Below are 22,087 nucleotides of genomic sequence, written 5' to 3'. Positions count from 1 at the left end.
GCTGTTCAGCCCGTTATTAATCTTCTTGCTCTACCTCACGGCAGTGCTCTTTAGTCAGGTAAGTAGCGCTTGAATCGATGACGGCTACACCGCCGAGAAAGCGCCGACCCAGCAGGATACGGTAGTTGAATTCGCCACGGTCGCTAAGCGTAAACTGGGTTGTATGAACGCGGCCGTCAAAACACATATCCAGTTCTATCACCGGGCGGCGGTCAGCACCACCGTCGAGATCTTTGATTTTCACGCCTCGGACCAGAGGGCGCTCCATTTCCTTGGTGTCGCCGTCTTTATCGACAAATTTGAAACGCACCCAGTCGTTGCCGTCGCGCTCAAACTCTTTTACATTAATAGCGTGAATAGACGACGTGTTGGCGCCCGAATCCAGCTTCGCCTTGATTGGGGTGTCGCGTATGTCCAGCACGGTGACGCGTTCAACCCAGCCGGCAATGACCTTGCCGGCTCGGTCTTTTTCGGCCAGCACAGGGTTGGCAGCAAGTGCCAGTAATAGCCCGGTCAGTGTGGTCTTCATCCAGGTCGACATAGCTCCTCCTTACTCTGGGTGATCGTCGGGTTCGGGGGCGGGCGGCTCCATTTCGGAGGTGTCCTCCCCCTTGCCGCGTACCGGCAGCGGCTTGGTAATCACGGATTTAGTGGCTTCTTCGGCGGCCTTGCGCGCCGCCTCATTCACGGCCTGTGGATCATCCCCGCTTTCACTGGCGCTTGCGGCCGCTTCTTTTGCGACTTCATGCACAACCTTGCGCACGCTTTCCAGTGCCGCATCTGCGGCGCCCTCGGCAGCCTTGTCAACGGCGGCGCCTTCGGTCTTGTGCAGGCCAAGGTGATAGGCCGCAAAACCTGGCATCACCATCTGGTTCAGGGCCATACCTATGATGGTGCCCTTGGCTTTGGCGCGGATCACCGTGCTGCGGTTGGTAATGGGATCGGTCACGGAGCCGAGTATCTCGCCTTTTTTAACCGAATCACCCACTTTCACTTCGCTGAACAATACGCCACTTTGATCTGCGCGCAGCCAGATTGATTCGAAGAACACCTTCTGATCCGAGGCGACCTTGTTGTATTCGCCCATCAGGCCAAAACCACGCATCGCAGAGAGTACGCCTCGCACCCCCTGGGCCACCTCTTCCGGCTGCAGGTAGAGTGGTTCGCCAGCTTCAAGGGTAACGGTTGGAATGCCTGCTTCCACGGCCGCACGTCGCAGCGTGCCCACAGCGCCAACACTGTGCAGTACCACAAAATTGTCAAACAGCTGGCTCAGCTTCGCTACCTTTGGGTTGCTCAGGTCTGCCCGCAGCTGGGGCAGGTTGGTGCGGTGGAACGAGCCAGTGTGAATGTCGATCAATGCATGGCAGTGGCTAATCACATCCTGGAAAAAGTGGTGAGCGATGCGCGCGGCGGAGCTGCCGGTGGGATTGCCGGGAAAATAGCGGTTGAGGTCGCGGCGATCGGGCAGGTAGCGTGAGTTGCGCTGAAAACCGTAGAGGTTGACGATGGGTACTGCAATCACCGTACCGGTCAGATTCTCGGTATCCAGTGCGAACATGATGCGCCGGATAATCTCTACCCCATTGAGCTCGTCGCCGTGAACGGCGCCGGTCAGACACATGGTTGGGCCGGGTGTGTTGCCCGCCGCAATCAGTACTGGCGTGGGAAGAGCCAGCCCGGATAGGGGTTGGCCCGCAGACCACGCGCGCCGATCCAGAATGCCAGGCGTGATGGGCTTGCCCAGCAGAGGGCGCTGGGTAGAGCGATCTATAGGGAGCTCGGGCTTGATGGGTTCAACGTCAGAAACACGCTCAGTTGCCCAGCTTAAGCTGGCCAGCAGCGCACTGCCGAACAAGAGACCGCGATGGAGTCGAATCATAAACCACTTTACCCTGAGTGAATGTGTGCGCACTTTATCCTAAGTGTTATAGGTCTGCTGTGAAGAATTTGCGAAATATGCACGTGTATCAATGGAACTTTCGGTTTGTCTACAATGGCTTGAATCCGTGCTCTTGCCCGATCAAGGACGATATCGCCCTCTGCTTTACACGCATTCTGTGTGAAAATAGCCTAACAGTACATAAGGACTCTGGCGGGAGAAGGTAATGGCGAACGAGCAGGCCAAAGATTCACTGATCATATTTGATACTACCTTGCGAGATGGCGAGCAGAGCCCCGGCGCGTCGATGACACGAGACGAGAAGGTGCGCATCGCCAAAATGCTCGAAAAAATGGGTGTCGACGTGATCGAGGCCGGCTTTGCCATTGCCAGTCAGGGTGATTTTGAGTCAGTTAAGGCGGTTGCAGAGGCGGTCAAAACCAGCCGGATCTGCTCTTTGGCGCGCTCTGCCACTAAAGACATCGAGCGCGCGGGTGAAGCCCTCAAGCCTGCTGCGCTGTCGCGTATTCACACCTTTATAGCCACCTCGCCCATTCACATGGACTATAAACTGCGGATGAAACCGGATCAGGTGGTCAGCGAGGCCGTGCGTGCCGTGCAGACCGCCCGCAATCTGACCGACGACGTAGAGTTCTCCTGTGAGGATGCCTCTCGCTCCGAGTTTGATTTCCTGTGCCGAATTATTGAGCAGGTCATTGCCGCGGGAGCCAGCACCATCAACCTGCCCGACACGGTGGGTTACGCTGAGCCTCAGGAGTATGGACGTTTGATTGGCCGCCTGATGCAGGCGATACCCAATGCCGACAAGGCAGTGTTTTCCGTGCATTGCCACAACGATCTGGGGCTTGCAGTAGCCAACTCTCTGGCTGCGGTGCTGGAAGGTGCTCGTCAGGTCGAGTGCACCATTAACGGTTTGGGTGAGCGAGCGGGCAACGCCTCGCTCGAAGAAATTGTGATGGCGGTGCGCACCCGGGCCGACGTCTTTCCGGTTGAAACCCGGATCGATGCCACCCAGATCGTACCGACCTCGCGATTGGTGTCGACGGTGACCGGGTTCCCGGTGCAGCCCAACAAGGCTATTGTTGGCGCCAATGCGTTTGCCCACGAATCCGGCATTCACCAGGATGGCGTGCTCAAATACCGTGAAACCTACGAGATCATGCGGGCTGAGGATGTAGGCTGGAATACCAATAAACTGGTATTGGGCAAGCACTCCGGTCGTGCCGCGTTTAAAGCCCGTCTGACGGAACTGGGTATCAGCTTTGCCAGCGATGAGGCCTTTAACGACGCCTTCACCCGGTTCAAGGATCTGGCCGACAAGAAACACGAAATTTTTGATGAAGACCTGCAGGCGCTGGTCAGCGAAGTTGTACCGGCTGATTCTGGGGAGAAATACCGCTTCGTTGGGTTGGAATCCCATTCTCGTACCGGGCAGAAACCACAGGCCAAATTGCGAATTGCGGTCGATGGCAGCGAAGAGTTTGTCGAGGCTGAAGGTGATGGTCCGGTAGATGCGGCCTTTAAGGCGGTCGAGCAGCTGGCCAATAGCGGTGCCACCCTCAAGCTATATTCGGTCAACGCGATCACCCAGGGCACTGATTCTCAGGGAGAAGTGACGGTGCGTCTGGAAAAAGATAATGTGATTGTGAATGGCAACGGCGCCGATACCGATATCATCGTGGCCTCGGTCAAAGCCTACCTCAATGCCCTGAATTTGCTGGCATCCGGTATTATGCGCACTCACCCCCAGAAAGAAGGCGTGTAAATGTTTCAGCAACTACCGGAAGGCAAGCGACTCGCCTATCTGGACGCGATGGGCGTGGAAAGCTTCTTCCCGCGTATCGCTTTGCCAGGCGCGCCGCCGCCGGTACTGTGTGAAACCCTGCCAGAGCCGGTGACTACAGATGCAGGCCCGCCAGCGGCTGGCGTGGAACCGGTTTCTGTGCGGCCTGCCACGTCTGCGGCGCCCGAGATCAATAGGGAAGCCTTGCTGAAAGACCTGCTGCCGCGCGAAAAATCGGCGCCGACAGCGGCAGCCACAAAGCCAGCAACAGCCGAAGCAAAACCGCAAGAAAGGCTTCAGTTCACCCTGCGATTTTATCAGGTGGCCGGTCTTGCCATGATTGTTGACAGCTCACCTGCGGCCACACCAGAGCCCGCAATTGTGCGGTTTACGGCCAACCTGCTGTTGGCAATATCGCGTCTGGACGGAGAATGGGAAGGGAGCATCAAAGACAGCCTTCACCATCACCTGTTTCGCTGGCCTCTGGTAGGCAATGCCCAGATTGAACAGGGCGCCACAGCGGCACGCGAGGCCGTCACGGCAGCGGTGCAGGCCAACTGTGAACGCCATGCAATTCCCCGAATACTGCTGCTGGGTGAACAAGCGGCAGACTTTGGTGCGGGTGATTATTCTCATTGTCGAGTGTTGAGCAGTCACAGCGTATCCCATTTTCTGATGAACCCACTGGCGAAACGGGCACTGTGGCAGAGCCTGCAGGCATGGGGCTGAGCCTTTCCTCGCCAGAGGTGGATACGCTGGGCGTCGACGAGCTCGACGCGGTAATGACACTGGAACGCAGCGCTGGGCCATACTGCTGGAGCAAGGCAGACTGGAAAAGCAGCCTGGAGCAGGATTTATGCTACAAACTGGTTGCAGACAATGAATTACTGGCGGTCGCGGCATTTTCTGTGGTCTGCGATGAGGTAAGCCTGCTGAATATCGCGGTGCCTGCAGCCTGTCAGGGGCGGGGCTATGCCAGCCACCTGTTGCAGCACTGTCTTGCAGCGTTTGCTGCACAACATCTGAAACACTGTTTTCTGGAAGTGCGGCGTTCAAATACGGCTGCGTTGGCGCTATACAAAAAGCTCGGTTTTGCCAGTATTGGCGAGCGCAAAAATTATTACCCAGTGGCAGGCGGGCGTGAAGACGCGCTGGTTTTGCTCTGCCAATTACAACGGAAGGAGCAGTAGCATGCGTGAATTGGAAACCGACTGGTGGTTTCTGTCGTTGCCGGAGGACTGGGTAGTTGATCAGGATGACGACAGCATTGTCATTACGGACCCGGACGAAGTCGGTGTGATCACCCTGACCTCTCTGATTACCGACGGTGAACGCGATATCGAGGCCGGTATTCACGCATTGCTGGAATCTCTGGATGTAAACCTCAAGTCGGTTGAACCGACGATGCTGGGCGATTTCGATGGTTTCTATCAGGAATTTGTCGACGGTGACGACTGGGTGCGTGAGTGGTATCTGGGCAGCGAGCACTGTCTGCTTTTGGTAAGTTACGACTGCGATCCTGAAAACCGGATGATGGATCGGGAAGTGGTGGACCAGATTCTGGACACGCTGTCGCTTAAGGAAACCTCCTAATCCGGGGCGCCGTACAATCCGATGGAAGAACGCATGGCACCCAAACCGTTTACAGTTGCGATTAGCGACGATGACATTGTCGATCTGCATCAGCGCCTAGACAGAGCTCGCTGGCCAGATCAGCTTAATACCTCAGATTGGGCTTACGGCACCGACCTGGCTACCTTGCAAGCACTAGTGCACTACTGGCGGCACGATTTCGATTGGCGCCAGCAGGAAGCGGCGCTGAATCGCTACAACCAGTTTACGCTGGCGTTCGACGGTCTTACCACGCACTTTATTCACCAGCGTTCACCCCACGCAAACGCCACTCCCTTGTTGATTAACCACGGCTGGCCGGGCTCTATTGTGGAGTTCCTCGACGTGCTGCCGCGCCTGCTGGAGCCGGAAAAATTTGGCGGTCGCGTTGAAGACGCGTTTCATGTGGTTGCGCCTTCACTGCCCGGCTATGCTTTTTCAGAGGCCGCCAAGTCACCGGGCATGCACACCCGCGCCATTGCCGAGCGGCACAGCAAATTGATGGCGCTGTTGGGCTATGACAGCTACTTGTGCCAGGGTGGCGACTGGGGAGCCATGATTACCCGGCAGTTAGCCGATCTTGACCCACAACACTGTAAAGGTGTGCACTTCAATATGTTGCTGGCCGGGCCGCCGGCAGACGGCGATCCTATGGCCGGAGTCAGCGAGCAGGAGCGACAGCGGCTGCAGGGCGATGCCGCCTTTGCCAAAGAAGGGATGGGTTACTACAAGCTGCAGGCCACGCGGCCGCAAACGCTCGGCTATGGGCTGAATGATTCGCCGGTAGGCTTGTGTGCTTGGCTTACCGAAAAGTTTTACAGCTGGACGGACTGCGATGGCGACATTCGCAATGCGGTGAGCTGGGACCGCTTACTGACCAATATATCCCTGTACTGGTTTACGCAGTCCATTACCTCATCGACGCGGCTTTATTACGAGCATCGCCGACACAAAGACACGGTGCAGCGGGTGAAACTGCCCACTGGAGCCACTATTTATCCCGGTGAACTGGTGCGGCCGCCACGGGCATGGGCTGAGGCGAGCTACAATCTCATACACTGGTTTGAAGCGGAGAAAGGTGGCCACTTCGCCGCGCTGGAGCAACCGCAGGTGTTTGCTGAAGAGCTCTGGCGTTTCGCTCAGGCCCTGCAGACGCGAGGCGATTTGCCTGCCTAATCGGCGGCAAACGCCCGCAGGGCGGGCATTTAACGGTTTGTGCCCTGTCGGTTGAAGACACGTCTGGACTCTCCAGGACCCTCCAGGACCCAGCGCGTCCACTGACATGCCATGTCGTGTACGCGCCAGGCCCCAGCAGACAGAATAGGCGGCTCGTTTATTCTGATCGTTAGGGGACACCATGGCAGCACCAATACTCAGCGAACGTGATCTGCAGTTTATGCTTTATGAGCTGTTCGACGCAGAAGCCCTGACTGAGCGGCCTCGCTATAGCGACCATAGCCGCGAAACCTTTAATGCCTCCATCGATACCGGCCGTCAGATTGCGGAAAAGTATTTCATTCCAATTCGCCAGAAGGTCGATACCGACCAGCCGACCTTCGACGGCGAAAAAGTGCACATGATCCCGGAAATAAAAACAGCGGTTGATGCGGCGACAGAGGCCGGCTTTGTGTCAGCGACAGCTGACTATGAGCTGGGCGGTATGCAACTGCCACCGATTGTCGCATCGGCAGCCTCTGCCTACCTGACAGCCGCAGGCAGCACAACGCTGGGTTATTTGAGTTTGACCAACGCCAACTGCAACCTGATCGAAGCTCATGGCACGCAGGAACAGATTGAGACCTGGGTGCGTCCCATGCGAGAAGGGCGTTTTGCTGGCACCATGGCCATGACAGAGCCCGGTGCGGGCTCTGGCCTGGCGGATCTGACCACCTCGGCGGTGAAGTCAGATGACGGTAGCTATCGCGTTACCGGCTCCAAGATTTTCATCTCCGGTGGTGACCATGAACTGAACGAGAACATTGTTCATTTGGTGCTGGCGCGGGTGAAAGGGGCGCCGAAAGGTGTGAAGGGAATATCGCTGTTCATTGTGCCTAAGTTTCTGGTCAATGAGGACGGCTCGCTGGGTGAGCGCAACGACGTGGCGCTTGCTGGTCTTTTCCACAAGATGGGTGGTCGGGGGCAGACCTCTACCGCCTTGAGCTTTGGTGAAAAAGACGGGGCTGTCGGCTACCTCGTGGGCGAGGAAAACAAAGGGCTTTCCTATATGTTCCATATGATGAACGAAGCCCGGATTATGGTGGGAACCGGTGCGGCAGTCATGGCGCTGACCGGATATCAATATTCGCTGCACTATGCCCGCGAACGCCCGCAAGGCCGTATTCCCTCCCAGAAAGACCCCAATTCACCGCCGGTGAATATCATTGAACACGCCGATGTGCGGCGTATGCTGTTGGCCCAAAAGGCCTTCGCAGAGGGCGGGTTTGCGCTATGTCTGCTCGGGGCACAATTGGCGGATGACGAAAAGACGGCACCCACGGAAGAAGAGCGACAGCAGGCACACCTGTTGCTGGATTTTCTCACGCCGATGATCAAATCCTGGCCGTCGGAATACGGGCCGGAAGCCAACGACTTGGCGATTCAGGTATTGGGCGGTCACGGCTACATCAACGAGCATCCGGTAGAAATGTTCTACCGCGACAACCGCCTGAATCCCATTCACGAGGGCACAACGGGTATTCAGTCGCTGGATTTGCTGGCGCGCAAAGTACCGATGAATAATCTCGCCGGCTACAAAGCCTGCCTTGCCGAGATTCAGAAGACGATCAGTCAGGCCGAAGGCGGAGAGCTGGCTGCTGAAGCGGCGCAGCTGACCGATGCACTGGCGACCTTACAGAAAACCACAGAAAGCCTGCTGGGCGCGATGATGGAAAAGCCCATTGATCTGGCGCTGGCCAATTCGGTGAAATACCTCGATATGTTTGGTCATGTCGTTATCGCCTGGTTGTGGTTGAAGCAGGGCCTGATTGCCCAGCAGAAACTCGGATCCGACCCCGGTTTCTATCAGGGCAAGCTGCAGGCGATGCGCTACTTTTTCCGCTATGAACTGCCGCTGATCGAGGTGTGGTCTAAGGTTCTTCGAGATTTGGACAGTACTTGCCTGGATATGCAGGATGAGTGGTTTTAAATAGGGTGTTGCGCCCCTTTACGTCACTTTCGCGTACCTGTCGTGTAGCTGTTGTGTAATTAAGGTGACAGTACTCAGGAGCGATACCGTTTTATAATCCCCTCTTTCATCGAGAGGGGAGTACGCTTAGGGAATTCCCCAATCAATAAGGAGAAGCACGCATGCAAGTCGTAAAAAAAGAAGACCTTCAAGGCTGGATTGGCAAAGAGCTGAGCCCGTCGGACTGGTTGGAAGTGACTCAGGATCGTGTAAACCAGTTTGCCGACTGCACGCTTGATCATCAGTTTATTCACGTAGATCCGGAAAAAGCCGCGCAAACGCCTTTTGGTGGGCCAATCGCCCACGGCTTCTTAAGTCTGTCTCTGCTGTCACATTTTTCTGAGCAGTACAGTCTCGTGATTGATGGTATGCAAATGGGTATCAACTATGGTTTCGATAAGGTGCGTTTTCTGGCGCCAGTGAGAGTGGGTAAACGCATCCGTGCCAATGCGCGGGTAGTGGCTATCGACGAGACCAAGCCGGGGCAGTTCCGAATGAAATCTGAAGTTACCGTAGAAATAGAAGGTGAAGACAAGCCGGCGCTGATCGCCGAGTGGCTCACCGTTCAAGTTGTCGCATAAAGGAGAAATCAATGTCTGTACGTTTTGATGGCAAAGTCGCCATTGTTACTGGTGCCGGTAACGGTCTGGGTAAATCACATGCACTGGAGCTGGCCGCGCGCGGCGCCAAGGTGGTGGTTAACGATCTGGGCGGTGCCCGTGATGGCAGTGGTGCCTCTTCTGATGCCGCTAAAGCGGTGGTGGCTGAGATTGAATCCAAGGGTGGTGAAGCCATCGCGCACGGCGCCAATGTGGCGGTGATGGCTGAAGTCGAAGACATGGTCAAGCAGACCATGGACAAGTGGGGCCGCGTTGACATTCTGATCAATAACGCTGGTATTTTGCGCGACAAATCCTTTTCAAAAATGGATCTGGCGGACTTCCAGTTGGTGATGGATGTTCATGTGATGGGATCCGTGAACTGCACCAAGGCGGTTTGGGAAATCATGAAGGCACAGGAGTATGGCCGCATCGTTATGACGACATCCTCCAGTGGCCTGTACGGAAACTTTGGTCAGACCAACTATGGCGCGGCGAAAATGGCCGTTGTTGGCTTCATGAATACGCTGGGCCTTGAAGGCGCTAAATACAATGTGCGCACCAATGCACTGGCGCCGACCGCCGCTACGCGTATGACTGAAGATCTGATGCCTCAGGAAATACTCGACATGCTGGTGCCTGAAGCAGTTACCGCCGGCGCTCTGACCCTGTGTCACGACGATGCCCCCAACCGCATGATTCTTGCGGCAGGTGGTGGTGGCTATGCCAGTGCGCGCGTGTTTGAAACCGATGGTGTGTATCTGGCGCCGCAAGACCAAACGCCTGAAGGTGTGCTGGCCAACTGGGAAGCCATTAATGATACTGGCCGCCAAGGCACCATCGAAGCGGGCATGAAGCAGTCAGAGAAGTTTCTGCTCAAAGCCCAGGCTTACCTGGAATCACTGAAGTAATAATTAGGTGCCTCTCCTGCGGAGGGGCGTCACAGACCTGTTTAGGAAGGGAATAATGAAAGACGCTGTTATTGTATCTGCTGCTCGCACCCCAATTGGCAAAGCCTACCGTGGTGCATTTAATAATCTGGAAGCTCCATCGCTGTCTTCTTTTGCAGTGCAGGCCGCCGTTGAGCGTGCCGGGGTTGATCCGAACGAAATCGACGACTGTATATTTGGTGCGGCGCTGCAACAGGGTAGTCAGGGCGCGAACCTGGCGCGTCACGTTGCCATGGCCTCGGGCTTGCCGGTCAGCGTTTCCGGTATGACCATTGATCGTCAGTGCTCATCGGGTTTGATGACAATTGCCACCGGCGCCAAACAGATCGTTATGGATGGTGCGCCGATGCTGATTGCAGGTGGCTGCGAATCCATTTCGCTGGTGCAGAACGAGCACATGAATGTGCACCGCATGGTTGACCCGAAATCCATTGGCAATGCACCGCACATTTATATGGGCATGCTCGATACCGCTGAGGTGGTCGCCAATCGTTATAACGTTTCTCGTGATGCGCAAGATGAGTATGCCCTGCAATCCCAGCAGCGCACTGCTGCGGCACAGGAAGCCGGTAAGTTTGACGATGAAATCGTGCCAGTAACCGCAACCAAGCTGGTAATGAACAAGGAAACCGGTGAGACCAGTGAAGAACAGGTGACCCTGACCAAGGACGAAGGTAACCGTCCTTCGACTACACTGGAAAGCCTGCAGGGTTTGAAAGCCGTTCGCGACGGCGGGTCTATCACGGCGGGCAATGCTTCTCAGCTTTCTGATGGCGCCGCTGCGGTTGTCATGATGGATAGCAAGCTGGCCGAACAGCGCAATGTGGAGCCGCTGGGTATTTATCGCGGTATGGCTGTTGCGGGTTGTGAGCCGGATGAAATGGGTATTGGCCCTATCTACGCGATCCCCAAACTGCTTCAGCGCACCGGTCTGAAAATGGATGACATTGGCCTGTGGGAGCTGAACGAAGCTTTTGCGGTGCAGGTTATCTACTGTCGCGATAAGCTGGGCATTCCCAACGAGAACCTGAACGTTAACGGTGGCGCTATTTCCATTGGTCACCCTTACGGCATGAGCGGTGCACGGATGGTCATGCACGCGCTGATTGAAGGCAAGCGTCGCGGTGTGAAGTATGTTGTTGTCACCATGTGTGTCGGCGGCGGCATGGGTGCTGCTGGCTTGTTTGAGGTGGTATAAGCATCGAGGCGGCGCCAGCATTGGCTGGCGCCCATTCGCTGAAGGATCGCAATAAATGAGTAAAGTGTCGGAAGAGCGTCTTGTTGATGTCGGCGGCCTTACCCTGAATGTTCAGGAGTTTGGTGACGCTGAACAGCCCGCCCTGGTTTTGATTATGGGGCTTGGCATGCAGATGATCAGTTGGCCGGACCCGCTGTGTGCGGGCTTGGCTGAACGAGGTTATCGAGTGATTCGATTTGATAACCGGGATTCCGGCCTTTCACAAAAATTTGAGCACCAGCGCGCGCCCGGTCCGCTGAAGTTGTTGATCAGCCGCAAACTCGGGTTGTCAGTCAAAGTGCCTTACCAGTTGCGGGATATGGCAAGTGATGTGGTCAATTTACTTGACGTTTTGCAGATTGGTGCAGCTCATGTAGTGGGTGCGTCGATGGGCGGAATGATCGGGCAATTGGTTGCAGCGCTGTATCCGGAGCGGGTAACCAGTCTTACCTCGATCATGTCCACCAGTGGTGCGCGCCAATTACCTCAGCCCAGAGCTGAGGTGCTAAAAGTGTTGATGACGCCCGCTGCACGCAGCGAGGAAGACTACCTGCGCAACGCGATGCGAACCTGGAGCCTGATAGGCAGCCCCGCATACCCTCCCAATGATGAGGCCCTGCGTGCTCGATTATTGGCCGGCTATCGCCGCAGTTACTGCCCCGGAGGCACGGCCCGTCAGTTGGCGGCCATCGCAGCGTGCGGCAGTCGCGTGAATGAACTCAAGCGCATTATTGCACCGACATTGGTGATTCATGGCAGGGACGATGCGCTGGTGCCAGTCGAGGGTGGCGAAGATACCGCACGACATATTCCGGGTGCCCGTCTCGAGGTGATTGATGGCATGGGGCATGATCTGCCCGAGCCGTTGTTGTCGGATTTTGTCGAAATGATTGCGGGGCACGCTGGCGCTGCTGTCGCTAACTGATGCTGCATTTGGTGCTGCATGTGATGGTGCCATTGCTGGTTGCGGTGGTTTTCTATCGCAGCAATTGGCGCAGAGCCTTGCTGATTATGCTGGCAACCATGCTGGTGGATGTTGATCATCTACTGGCAGAGCCCGTGTACGACCCGCAGCGCTGCAGTATTGGTTTTCACCCCTTGCATCAGGCGGTGGTTTTTCCTCTGTATCTGGCCTTGTGTTTCCTGCCACGCACTCGTTTGGTGGGCTTGGGTTTGAGTATTCACATGATCCTTGACGGGGTCGATTGCCTGACCCAGTAATTCCGCCGGGGCTTTCTTTTTCGTTTGCTGGTTGCCGATTTGTGGTGATGCTAGGCCGCTCGCTGGTCGCGCTTTACCTTGTCGGATTGGTGGCGGTTGTCGGGCCGATGCCGTGTTGCAGCAAGTGGTCCAGAAAGCGCGCGCTAACGGGTGTTAGCTGGCGCCGCCGATGGTTGAGTGCGCACCAGGAGCGTCGCAAGGGAAAGCCTTCCACAGTCAACGCAACCAGCTCGCCGTGGGCGATTTCACGATGGCAAGCATCGCTGGGCAGAATGCTGACGCCAAGCTGCTGCATTACCCCGCTCTTGATAGCCTCCAGCGAGCCCAGCTGTAAAGTCCGGGACAGCTTCACAGCCCGTGTGGCAGCGTAGTCTTCTATGGCTAGCCGAGTGCCGGATCCGGGCTCGCGCAATAGCAGGGTCTGCTGCATCAGTTCCAGAAAGCTCAGCGGCTGTCGCCCGGTCAGTGGGTGGGCGGGTGCTGCAACGGCCAGCAAGGGATTGTCGCGCACCGGGGCAAATTGATAGGTGCGGTCGTTGGGCGGAGAGCCGGTAATCACCAGTTCGTTGCGGTTGTCCGCGAGGCGTTTCAGTACCTGCGCCCGGTTGCCGAAGGCGAGCTGCACATCGATGGCGGGGTTTTGTTGTAGAAACGGTGCTATCACGCTGGGCAGAAAATACTGGGCGCTGGTTTCGGCGGCGATGGACAGTGTGCCGCGCACTTCACCTTTCAATTCAGCCAGCTCCATCTCTAGGCTGACCAGGCGTTGTTGCAGATCGCGGGCGGCGCGTTCCAATAGTTTGCCTGCCGGTGTGATCAGTAGCTGTTTTCCAACGTAGTCAAACAGTGTGTCGTTGACCACCTGTTCTACCTGTCGTATCTGCGCGCTGACGGCAGGTTGTGTCAGGGCCAGATCCTCAGCGGCGCGCGAATAGCTTTGGAGACGGCAGACTGCTAGAAAGATTTCGATCTGGCGCAGAGTCAGGCGATGAAGAAATGAGGGCTGCACGGCAATGTCATTTGTCTATAAGTAATTGCTTATAGTAAATCACATTAATATCAATTTTTCCTTTCCGGTGGAATGTCTTAGGGTGGGTGCCTGATTCACTCGATTATCGAGAGCCGCATGATCAAAAAAATTCTGATCGCCAACCGGGGCGAGATAGCTGTCCGCATCGTCCGAGCCTGCGCCGAAATGAATATCCGCTCGGTGGCGGTATACACCGACCCGGATCGTTACGCCCTGCATGTGAAGCGGGCTGACGAGGCCCACAGTCTGGGCAGTGACCCGCTGGCGGGCTATCTCAATCCGCACCACATTGTGAACCTGGCGGTTGAAACAGGTTGCGATGCGGTGCATCCCGGTTATGGGTTCCTGTCGGAAAACGCCGAGCTGGCGCGTATCTGTGCGCAGCGAGGCATTCTGTTTATTGGACCGTCGGCGGACGTGATACATCGTATGGGCGATAAGACCCAGGCCCGTCAGGCCATGGTCAAGGCCGGTGTTCCGGTGACGCCCGGAAGTGAGGGTAACCTCGCAGACGTGGCCGAGGCCAAGCAGGAAGCCGAGCGTATTGGTTATCCGGTGATGCTCAAGGCAACGTCGGGCGGCGGTGGCCGGGGTATTCGCCGCTGCGACAACGAAGCCGAACTCGAGCGTAATTATGAGCGTGTGATATCCGAAGCTACCAAAGCGTTCGGGAATGCCGATGTATTTCTGGAAAAATGCATCGTTAACCCCAAGCACATTGAAGTGCAGGTGCTGGCAGACAGCCATGGCAACGTGGTTCATCTCTATGAGCGCGATTGTTCCATCCAGCGACGTAATCAAAAGTTGATTGAAATTGCACCGTCACCCCAGCTCACACCCGAGCAGAGGGCCTATGTGGGAGAGTTGGCAGTTACAGCCGCGGAGGCGGTGGGCTATGAAAATGCTGGCACGGTTGAGTTCCTGCTGTCAGACAATCAAGTCTACTTTATGGAAATGAATACCCGCGTGCAGGTGGAGCACACCATCACCGAGCAGATTACTGGGGTGGACATCGTGCGCGAACAGATTCGCATTGCCAGCGGTTTGCCACTTGGCTTTCGTCAGCAGGACATCAGTTACCGGGGCTATGCCTTGCAGTTGCGGATTAACGCGGAAGACCCAAAAAACAATTTTCTGCCGAGTTTTGGCAAGATCAGCCGCTACTATGCGCCCGGTGGCCCTGGAGTCAGGGTTGATACGGCCATCTATACCGGCTACGACATTCCTCCGTATTTCGACTCTATGTGCCTGAAGCTCATTGTCTGGAGTCTGCAGTGGGAAGATGCGCTGGATCGAGCTGTGCGCGCCCTGAATGACATGCGTCTGCAAGGTATCAAAACCACCGCGCCCTATTATCAGCAAATACTGCAGCACCCTGATTTTCGCTCAGGTCGTTTCGATACCAGTTTCGTCGATCAACACCCGGAGTTGATGCAGTACTCGGAAAAAAGCCGGCCAGAGGATATTGCCCTGGCTATCGCTACTGCTATTGCCGCCTATGCCGGCGTCTAATTGTTGGAGAATCTCATGAGTAAGCCTGTACACATTACCGACGTGGTCTTGCGCGATGGTCATCAGTCGCTGATTGCCACGCGTTTGCGTACCGAAGATATGTTGCCGGTATGCGACAAGCTCGACAGCGTGGGTTTCTGGTCGCTGGAAGTTTGGGGCGGGGCAACCTTTGATGCCTGTGTACGTTTTCTGAAAGAAGACCCCTGGGAACGCCTGCGGCAGTTGCGTGAGGCGCTACCCAATACGCGGTTGCAAATGCTACTGCGTGGTCAAAACCTGCTGGGCTATCGCCACTATGCCGATGACGTGGTTGAAGCCTTTGTCGCAAAATCTGCTGAAAACGGTATTGATGTATTTCGTGTGTTTGATGCGATGAACGATGTTCGTAACATCGAAACAGCCATCAGGGCGGTCAAGAAAAGCGGCAAACACGCACAGGGCACGCTGTGCTACACCACCAGTCCGGTGCATACGGTTCAGGCATTCGTCGAACAGGCAAAAACGATGGCGGGGATGGGCTGCGACTCCATCGCCATCAAGGATATGGCGGGGCTGCTGACCCCGTTTGCTACCGGTGAGCTGATCGGGGCGTTGAAGGCCGAGCTGGAATTGCCGATCTTTTTGCACAGCCACAATACCTCTGGCCTGGCGGCCTTGTGCCAGCTGAAAGCGATTGAAAACGGTGTCGACCATATCGACACGGCGCTGTCAGCCTTTGCTAACGGCACCAGTCATCCAGCCACAGAATCGATGGTCGCGGCCCTCAAGGGTACCGAGTACGACACCGGTCTCGATCTGACGCTGCTCAATGAAATTGCGCGCCACTTTTGGCAGGTTAGAAAGAAGTATCATCAGTTTGAAAGTGAATTTACCCGCGAAGATGTATCGGTGCAGATCAATCAGGTGCCGGGCGGAATGATGTCCAATCTCGCCAACCAACTGAAAGAGCAGGGTGCGCTCAACCGAATCGACGAGGTTTTTGCGGAAATTCCGCGGGTGCGGGAAGACCTTGGTTTCCCTCCTCTGGTGACGCCCACTTCACAAATTGTCGGCACCCAGGCCGTGATGAATGTACTGGCCGGTGCGCGCTACAAAACCATCACCAATGAAGTGAAACGATATCTCATGGGGCACTACGGCAAGGCGCCGGGGGTGGTCAATGAAGAATTGCGGCGCAAGGCCGTTGGCAGTGAAGAAGTGATTGAGGTTCGGCCGGCCGACCTGTTGCCGGCGGAGTTGGACAAACTGCGCGCCGACATAGGCGAGTTGGCCCGCTCCGAAGAAGACGTTTTGACTTATGCCATGTTTCCGGATCTGGGCAAGACCTTTCTGGAGCAACGCGCTGCTGGAACTCTGGAACCCGAAGTCCTGCTGCCCGTGGAGCAGGCGGGGCAGCAGGCAGCCGTTGGCGGTACGCCCACTGAGTTTGTCATTGATGTGCACGGCGAAAGCTATCAGGTGGAAATTACCGGTGTAGGTGTGAAAGGGACCGGTAAGCGCCATTTTTACCTGACACTCGACGGTGTGCCCCAAGAAGTGGTGTTCGAAGCCATGAATGAATATCAGGCTGAAGGCGGCAGTGGGCGTAAGCAGGCCTCTAAACCTGGCCATGTGACCACCGGAATGCCTGGCAACATTGTTGAGGTGCTGGTGTCTGTTGGCGATGAAATTAAAGCCGGCCAGCCGGTGCTGGTGACCGAAGCCATGAAGATGGAGGCCGAAGTACAAGCCACCATAGACGGCACTGTAACAGCGATTCATGTAGCCAAAGGTGATCGCGTAACACCGGGCGAAATTCTGGTGGAAATTGAAGCTTGAGGTATGCCCAGCATATCGTAGTTGTTCAACACCACTGTTCAGCAGCGAGTGATCTCACTATAGTAGTCGCACTGGATGAAGAACGCGGATTGAGCTCTTATGGCTAACACAAACACCCCCAACGCAGAGCGCACAGCAGCGAAAGCCGGCGCGGGGGTGTTTTCGCCACTGAATCACACGACGTTTCGCGGCATGTGGTTCAGCAACACCATTACCAATGCTGGCGGCCTGATTCAAAGTGTTGCGGCTGCCTGGGTTATGGCAAGTATCTCGACTGCAGATCACGTAGCGCTGGTGCAGACAGCGACCTTTCTGCCGATGGCGCTGTTTGCCCTGCCCGCCGGTGCCATTGCCGATATCTACGATCGGCGCAAGGTTCAAATCGTTTTCTTTACGCTGTCGCTGGTAGCTGCGGCGATCATGACGGCGGCCTCTTGGTTCAATCTGCTGACACCCTGGGTCTTGCTGGGGTTATGTTTTCTGGTCGGTACTGGCGGTGCGCTGGCCGCGCCGGCGCGTGGTGCCTCGGTCGCCGAGCAGGTGCCCAGTGCGCTGATTCCCCAAGCTGTGGCACTCAACAATATCAGTTATAACCTAGCGCGCAGTGTTGGTCCGGCAGTGGGGGGTATGCTGGTGGCTGCCTTTGGTGCCACGATCGCATTTGCCGTAAACACGCTGTCGTTTCTACCGATGCTGGAATCCCTGCGGCGTTGGGAGCGGGAGAAGGAAATTTCCCGTTTGCCACCGGAGGGGTTGTTGCGCTCGGTGAACTCCGGTGTGCGCTATGTGATTAACATGCAGCCGGTGCGACTTGCAGTCTCTCGCGCGTTTGTTCTTTGCCTGTTGGGAGCGGCGCTGCCGTCCCTGATGCCGTTGATTGCAAAAGATCTGCTCAATGGCACCGCCAGCACGTTTGGTCTTTTGCTGGGTTTTTTCGGAGTGGGCGCGGTGGCGGGCATCTTCGTGTTGCAGCCCATGCGCGATCGCTTTGGCAATGAAAAGACGCTGCAGATATGCACCCTTGCGGTGGCCGGCTGTCTGGTTGTACTTGGCTACAGTCGCACCCAGTGGATTGATTTTGCCGCTTTGCTGGTTGCTGGTCTGGCGTGGATGATGATCACCACCACCATTAGTGTCATGGTGCAGCTGTTTGTGCCGCGCTGGGTGATGGGACGGGCGATTGCCACGTCTACCGCTGCGATTACGCTGGGGGTTGCAATCGGCTCCTGGGTCTGGGGGTTGGTAGCGCGCGACTATGGCGTGGTAGTGGCCTTCCAAATTGCGGCGACGACCTTGATCTTTTCCATGGCATTGGGGCGTTTTCTACCTGTCGCAGATCGGGATAACTCCACCGAGCTGGATGAAGAATCTTTGGATGATCCCGAAGTGAAGCTTGGTATCAGTGGACGCAGCGGCCCGATCACAATTGAATTGCAGTACCGCATTCCGGCTGATAAGGCGCGTGATTTTTATTACATCATGCGTGAGCAACAGAAAGCGCGGTCACGCAACGGCGCGTATGAATGGTCGTTGTCACGTAATATTGCTGACCCGGAACAATGGATCGAGCGTTTCACATGTCCTACCTGGCATGATTATTTGCGCCTGCGTAATCGTCGGACGCTGGAAGACAGTGATCTGCATCGTCGCGCGGCCCAGCTGCAGATCGGTATGGAGCCGATTAAAGTATTGCGCTGGCTGGATCGTCCGGCTGGATCGGTGCGGCAGAGCGATGACGTCCCGGACCGCGGAGACGAAACATTGCAGATTCAGAACTGATCGGCCCTGTTTGCAGGGCGGGTTCCAAACTTGGCGAGCTGCGCCCCTTGCTACCCGATTCAGTAATGGGCGGTGTCGGGCACGGTTATGTCTTTACGATTTCAAACCGTACTTTCTCCGTCGCGCACGCCCGGAACTCGAGCGTATGCTGGATGCACGTGAGAATTTCATCGCCCCGGTGTGATACCAGAAGCAAAGTGCTATCGCCCGCGGCGATCAGTTTCTCGACCAGTTTTAATACGTAGAAACGGTTGAAGTCGTCCAGGCCTTCGGTCGGTTCGTCGAGAATAATCAGCGGCGGTTGTTTTATCAGTGCGCGGGCAATCAGCAACAGTTGTTGCTGTCCCATCGACAAACTGCGAAATGGTGTATGCGCGCGATCGGTAAGATCCAGTATGTCCAGCCAGGCCATGGCAAGTGCCTTTTCCTTTTCGCCAACGGCGGTATACACCCCAATGGAATCCGTAAGCCCGGAAATGACCACCGTTAGGGCACTGGCTGAGGCGCGATAGTCCCGGTGCAGACTCCCGGATACATAGCCGATATGCTTTTTGATCTCCCAGATGCTTTCACCGCTGCCGCGTTGGAAACCTAGCACATGCATAGTGTTGCGATAACACTGTGGGTGATCTCCGGTGATCAATCCGAGCAGAGTGGATTTTCCACAGCCATTGGGGCCGTGAATTCGGCTGTGTTCTCCCGGTAGCAGCTGCCAGCTGAAATCGCGGAACTGATAATCGTCGCCGTATTGAACAAACCCATTCTCAATGCGGATCAAAGCCCTGTCGTCGGGCCAGGCGGGTAACTGGAACTCGGCGGAGCGCGGTGGCAGTTCTGGCAGGCTTTCGCGGTGATTATCCAGATGGCGCCAGACTGCTTCGAGGTCTGCTGGCCGTTCGCCCTGATAGACCAGTTTGCCTTCATCCAACAGAGCGATGTGTTGGCATTTTTCAATGATATGTGCGGTCTGATTCACCACCAGAACAAGCCATTGACCGGCATCTACCAATGCATTGAGTGCCTCGTGCAGGTGCGCGTAGTTAGTCTGGTCCAATCCCTCGAAGGGTTCATCCAGTATCAATAAATCGGGCTTTTCGAGCAGGGCGCGTGCCAGCAACGTGCGGCGCCCCTCGCCGCTGCTAAGACGGCGATAACCGCGGTCGAGCAGATGGTCTAGATTAAGTGCCTTGCAAGCGTGCTCGTGATCGCTATCCCAGGGCGAAATTTCTTCCAGCAATTGCCGCACCGTGCGGCCTTCGTCCACTTCGTTAATCAGGTCGCTTTCGTCGCGGTAGAGTTCGTCTTCGTAGAGCGCTTGCTGGGATTCCAGAGAAACCCACAGTACCTTTTCCGGCGACTGTAATATTTGGCCGCTGACGGGTTTGAGTGCGCCGCTGAGAACTTGCGCAAGCGCACTTTTGCCGGAGGCGTTGGCGCCGAGAATAGTCCAGCAGGTGCCCGGGTCAAGTGTCCAGTTGATATCCCTGACGACTGTCTGTCGGCCGTAGGCTATATTGATGTTTTCCAGTTTCATAATGCTGCTGATGCCGATAAAGGCGATGGAGTTTACGTTGCTGAACTGCGGGCAACAAGTCGAGCCAGATCAACACACGGCCTATCACTGCGTTACACTGGGTGTCCAAATTCAGCGAAGGTGATTGACCTGACCATGTCGTTTTATGTGGTAGCGCGTGAACCCGGTGCCGAAAACCCCGCTATTCCCACCTGGGCCAATGACTGCGCCAATCCGGCCGGGTTGGCGAGGGCGCCCGCCACAGCCGTGGAGCGAGTCCCGGTGGCCGGTGTGCCGGCAGCCTATCAATTGTTGAATGTGTTGAGTCCGGAAGAGTGCCTGCAACTTATTCAATTGAGTGAATCGCTGGGCTATCTGGAGGACGCCGCTGTGTCGCTGCCGCGCGAGGTGCGTCACAACGACAATGTGGTTTGGGTGGTCGATGATACAACTCACGATGTGTTGTGGCAGCGTGTCGTGGACCTGGTAAGTCGGGATGTGGCGGTCTATCAGAGCCGGAAACCGATGGGGCTTAACGCCCGCTTTCGCTTTTATCGCTACAATGAACAGGACTACTTTCGATTTCACAGCGACGGTGCCTGGCCGGGCAGCCGGGTGGTCAATGGCGAGTTGATTGCTAATGCCTATGACGATCGCTACAGTCAGGCAAGTTTTTTGCTTTTTCTCAATGGTGATTATGAGGGCGGTGCTACGCGTTTTCTGGTGAACGCGACTGACAGCCGCCGGCCTGCGCAGCGCGCTGCGGAGTTGGCAGAAGTGGACGTGCGCACGCCGGCCGGTGGCGTGCTGTGCTTTCCGCACGGTGCGCACCCGCTGCACTGTGTTCACAGCTCCGAGCCGATTGTTTCCGGCACCAAATACATTATTCGTACCGACCTGTTAATGGAATGGTGATTGTTGGCCAGTCCGCACAACTGCGGCGTTTTGACGTTAAACGCGAATGTACCTGCACCTAAGGTAGAGATCTCCAGATCTTAGTGCTTTATAAGGGTATTAAACTGCAGAACGATCTTATAAAAACAAGACCTCTTGAGGAGGATGTATGCAAGCGATGCAGTATCTGGCGCCGGCTTCGGTTGATGAGGCGATTAAAGCCTTGGGTGATGGCGAGGGCGCGAACGTATTGGCTGGCGGAACTGACCTTCTCGTTCAGATGAAGCTCGGGTTACGCCAGCCAACCCGAATCATCGATATCAAGAATATTCCAGAAATGATGTCGATTGAACTGTCTGCCCAGGGCTTGCGTTTGGGGGCGGCTGTTCCTGGTGCGGTGGTAAGCGCCAATACTGCACTGAATGCCATTTATCCCGGTTTTGTCGAATCGCTGGACATGATCGGTTCGAGCCAGGTGCAGGGTCGCTGCTCCGCCGGCGGCAATCTTTGCAATGCCTCGCCGGCGGCGGATTCTGTACCGGCAATGATCGTCAATCGCGCTGTTTGCACCATTGTCGGATCGGGCGGTAGCCGGCAGGTGCCTGTCGAGCAGTTCAATACCGGACCCGGCAAAAACTGTCTGGCGCGCGGCGAGTTTCTCCTGACGATTGATTTTCCGCGACCGGCCGCGCGTACGAGTGATGCCTACCTGCGGATGATTCCGCGCACGGAAATGGATATTGCGATTGCGGGAGCTGGTGTATCCCTCACGCTCGACGCCAGTGGAAAATGCACCGCTGCGCGTGTTGCCATCGGCGCCGTGGCGCCGACGGCATTGCTGGTGCCTGAGGCCGCAAATGCCCTGCTAGGCAGTAAGCTCGATGATACGGCTCTCACCCGGGCGGCGGCAGCCGCCAGCGCAGCGGCCAACCCGATCAGCGACAAACGCGGAACCGCTGAGTATCGCAAACAGGTGGTAGGGGTGTTGGTTAAGCGCGCTGCACTTCAAGCCAAAGCCCGTATTGAAGCCCAAGTATAAGAGGCAGGATCTTA

20 protein-coding genes are annotated in these 22,087 nt (G+C 56.2%); 16 read left to right on the top strand and 4 right to left on the bottom strand.

Annotated features, from left to right (window positions below; genetic code table 11):
* Nucleotides 1-16: 16 nt before the first annotated feature.
* Together AC222A_RS05550 and AC222A_RS05545 are read right to left on the bottom strand one after the other, a co-directional pair.
* The gene (locus AC222A_RS05550; RefSeq protein WP_486774715.1) at nucleotides 17-541 is read right to left on the bottom strand and encodes an ATP-dependent zinc protease family protein; all 525 of its coding nucleotides are present in this window, start codon (nucleotides 539-541) and stop codon (nucleotides 17-19) included.
* Between the two features lie 9 nt (nucleotides 542-550).
* On the bottom strand, nucleotides 551-1,882 hold the full coding sequence (locus AC222A_RS05545; protein ID WP_372747396.1) for a succinylglutamate desuccinylase/aspartoacylase family protein: 1,332 nt from the start codon (nucleotides 1,880-1,882) through the stop codon (nucleotides 551-553).
* A gap of 226 nt (nucleotides 1,883-2,108) precedes the next feature.
* Here AC222A_RS05545 and AC222A_RS05540 point away from each other — a divergent pair, with 226 nt between their 5' ends.
* From AC222A_RS05540 to AC222A_RS05490, 11 genes are all read left to right on the top strand, one after another.
* Nucleotides 2,109-3,668 (top strand): 2-isopropylmalate synthase, encoded by a 1,560-nt coding sequence (locus tag AC222A_RS05540; protein WP_372758777.1) that lies wholly within the window; start codon nucleotides 2,109-2,111, stop codon nucleotides 3,666-3,668.
* The gene (locus tag AC222A_RS05535) at nucleotides 3,669-4,415 is read left to right on the top strand and encodes a hypothetical protein (protein WP_372750016.1); all 747 of its coding nucleotides are present in this window, start codon (nucleotides 3,669-3,671) and stop codon (nucleotides 4,413-4,415) included.
* Nucleotides 4,388-4,876, top strand: a complete 489-nt coding sequence (gene rimI / locus AC222A_RS05530; protein WP_372750015.1) for a ribosomal protein S18-alanine N-acetyltransferase — start codon at nucleotides 4,388-4,390, stop codon at nucleotides 4,874-4,876. The genes AC222A_RS05535 and rimI overlap by 28 nt, the downstream gene beginning before the upstream one ends.
* Nucleotide 4,877: 1 nt before the next feature.
* The gene (locus tag AC222A_RS05525) at nucleotides 4,878-5,279 is read left to right on the top strand and encodes a hypothetical protein (RefSeq protein ID WP_372750014.1); all 402 of its coding nucleotides are present in this window, start codon (nucleotides 4,878-4,880) and stop codon (nucleotides 5,277-5,279) included.
* Nucleotides 5,280-5,312: 33 nt separating this feature from the next.
* Complete coding sequence (locus tag AC222A_RS05520; RefSeq protein ID WP_372758775.1) at nucleotides 5,313-6,473, top strand: epoxide hydrolase; 1,161 nt, start codon at nucleotides 5,313-5,315, stop codon at nucleotides 6,471-6,473.
* Nucleotides 6,474-6,654: 181 nt separating this feature from the next.
* Complete coding sequence (locus AC222A_RS05515; protein WP_372749184.1) at nucleotides 6,655-8,442, top strand: acyl-CoA dehydrogenase; 1,788 nt, start codon at nucleotides 6,655-6,657, stop codon at nucleotides 8,440-8,442.
* A gap of 161 nt (nucleotides 8,443-8,603) precedes the next feature.
* Nucleotides 8,604-9,062 (top strand): MaoC family dehydratase, encoded by a 459-nt coding sequence (locus AC222A_RS05510; protein WP_372749183.1) that lies wholly within the window; start codon nucleotides 8,604-8,606, stop codon nucleotides 9,060-9,062.
* 11 nt (nucleotides 9,063-9,073) lie between these two features.
* The gene (locus AC222A_RS05505) at nucleotides 9,074-9,991 is read left to right on the top strand and encodes an SDR family NAD(P)-dependent oxidoreductase (RefSeq protein WP_372749182.1); all 918 of its coding nucleotides are present in this window, start codon (nucleotides 9,074-9,076) and stop codon (nucleotides 9,989-9,991) included.
* A 55-nt stretch (nucleotides 9,992-10,046) separates the two neighbouring features.
* Nucleotides 10,047-11,228 (top strand): acetyl-CoA C-acyltransferase, encoded by a 1,182-nt coding sequence (locus tag AC222A_RS05500; RefSeq protein WP_372749185.1) that lies wholly within the window; start codon nucleotides 10,047-10,049, stop codon nucleotides 11,226-11,228.
* A gap of 55 nt (nucleotides 11,229-11,283) precedes the next feature.
* Complete coding sequence (locus AC222A_RS05495) at nucleotides 11,284-12,192, top strand: alpha/beta fold hydrolase (protein ID WP_372749181.1); 909 nt, start codon at nucleotides 11,284-11,286, stop codon at nucleotides 12,190-12,192.
* Nucleotides 12,192-12,488 (top strand): DUF6122 family protein, encoded by a 297-nt coding sequence (locus AC222A_RS05490; protein WP_486774714.1) that lies wholly within the window; start codon nucleotides 12,192-12,194, stop codon nucleotides 12,486-12,488. Before AC222A_RS05495 ends, AC222A_RS05490 begins: the two co-directional genes overlap by 1 nt.
* Before the next feature lie 73 nt (nucleotides 12,489-12,561).
* Here AC222A_RS05490 and AC222A_RS05485 read toward each other — a convergent pair whose 3' ends face one another.
* Entirely contained in the window at nucleotides 12,562-13,497 is a 936-nt protein-coding gene (locus tag AC222A_RS05485; protein WP_486774713.1) for a LysR family transcriptional regulator, read from the bottom strand.
* Between the two features lie 117 nt (nucleotides 13,498-13,614).
* Here AC222A_RS05485 and AC222A_RS05480 point away from each other — a divergent pair, with 117 nt between their 5' ends.
* The 3 genes from AC222A_RS05480 to AC222A_RS05470 all read left to right on the top strand — a co-directional run bounded on the left by AC222A_RS05480 (nucleotide 13,615) and on the right by AC222A_RS05470 (nucleotide 18,627).
* Complete coding sequence (locus AC222A_RS05480) at nucleotides 13,615-15,030, top strand: acetyl-CoA carboxylase biotin carboxylase subunit (protein ID WP_372749789.1); 1,416 nt, start codon at nucleotides 13,615-13,617, stop codon at nucleotides 15,028-15,030.
* A gap of 15 nt (nucleotides 15,031-15,045) precedes the next feature.
* A complete protein-coding gene (oadA, locus tag AC222A_RS05475; protein WP_372759225.1) occupies nucleotides 15,046-16,848 on the top strand; it encodes a sodium-extruding oxaloacetate decarboxylase subunit alpha in 1,803 nt (600 codons plus the stop codon).
* Nucleotides 16,849-16,947: 99 nt separating this feature from the next.
* The gene (locus AC222A_RS05470; protein ID WP_372749915.1) at nucleotides 16,948-18,627 is read left to right on the top strand and encodes an MFS transporter; all 1,680 of its coding nucleotides are present in this window, start codon (nucleotides 16,948-16,950) and stop codon (nucleotides 18,625-18,627) included.
* An 85-nt stretch (nucleotides 18,628-18,712) separates the two neighbouring features.
* Here AC222A_RS05470 and modF read toward each other — a convergent pair whose 3' ends face one another.
* Nucleotides 18,713-20,161: a molybdate ABC transporter ATP-binding protein ModF gene (modF, locus tag AC222A_RS05465; protein ID WP_486774712.1), complete on the bottom strand. Its 1,449-nt coding sequence runs from the start codon at nucleotides 20,159-20,161 to the stop codon at nucleotides 18,713-18,715.
* A gap of 135 nt (nucleotides 20,162-20,296) precedes the next feature.
* Here modF and AC222A_RS05460 point away from each other — a divergent pair, with 135 nt between their 5' ends.
* Nucleotides 20,297-21,055 (top strand): prolyl hydroxylase family protein, encoded by a 759-nt coding sequence (locus AC222A_RS05460; RefSeq protein ID WP_486774711.1) that lies wholly within the window; start codon nucleotides 20,297-20,299, stop codon nucleotides 21,053-21,055.
* A gap of 157 nt (nucleotides 21,056-21,212) precedes the next feature.
* Entirely contained in the window at nucleotides 21,213-22,073 is an 861-nt protein-coding gene (locus AC222A_RS05455; protein WP_486774725.1) for an FAD binding domain-containing protein, read from the top strand.
* Nucleotides 22,074-22,087 lie beyond the last annotated feature (14 nt).

The organism is Litorivivens sp. (genome assembly GCF_057445395.1).
This window is presented reverse-complemented; position numbering and strand designations above follow the sequence as displayed.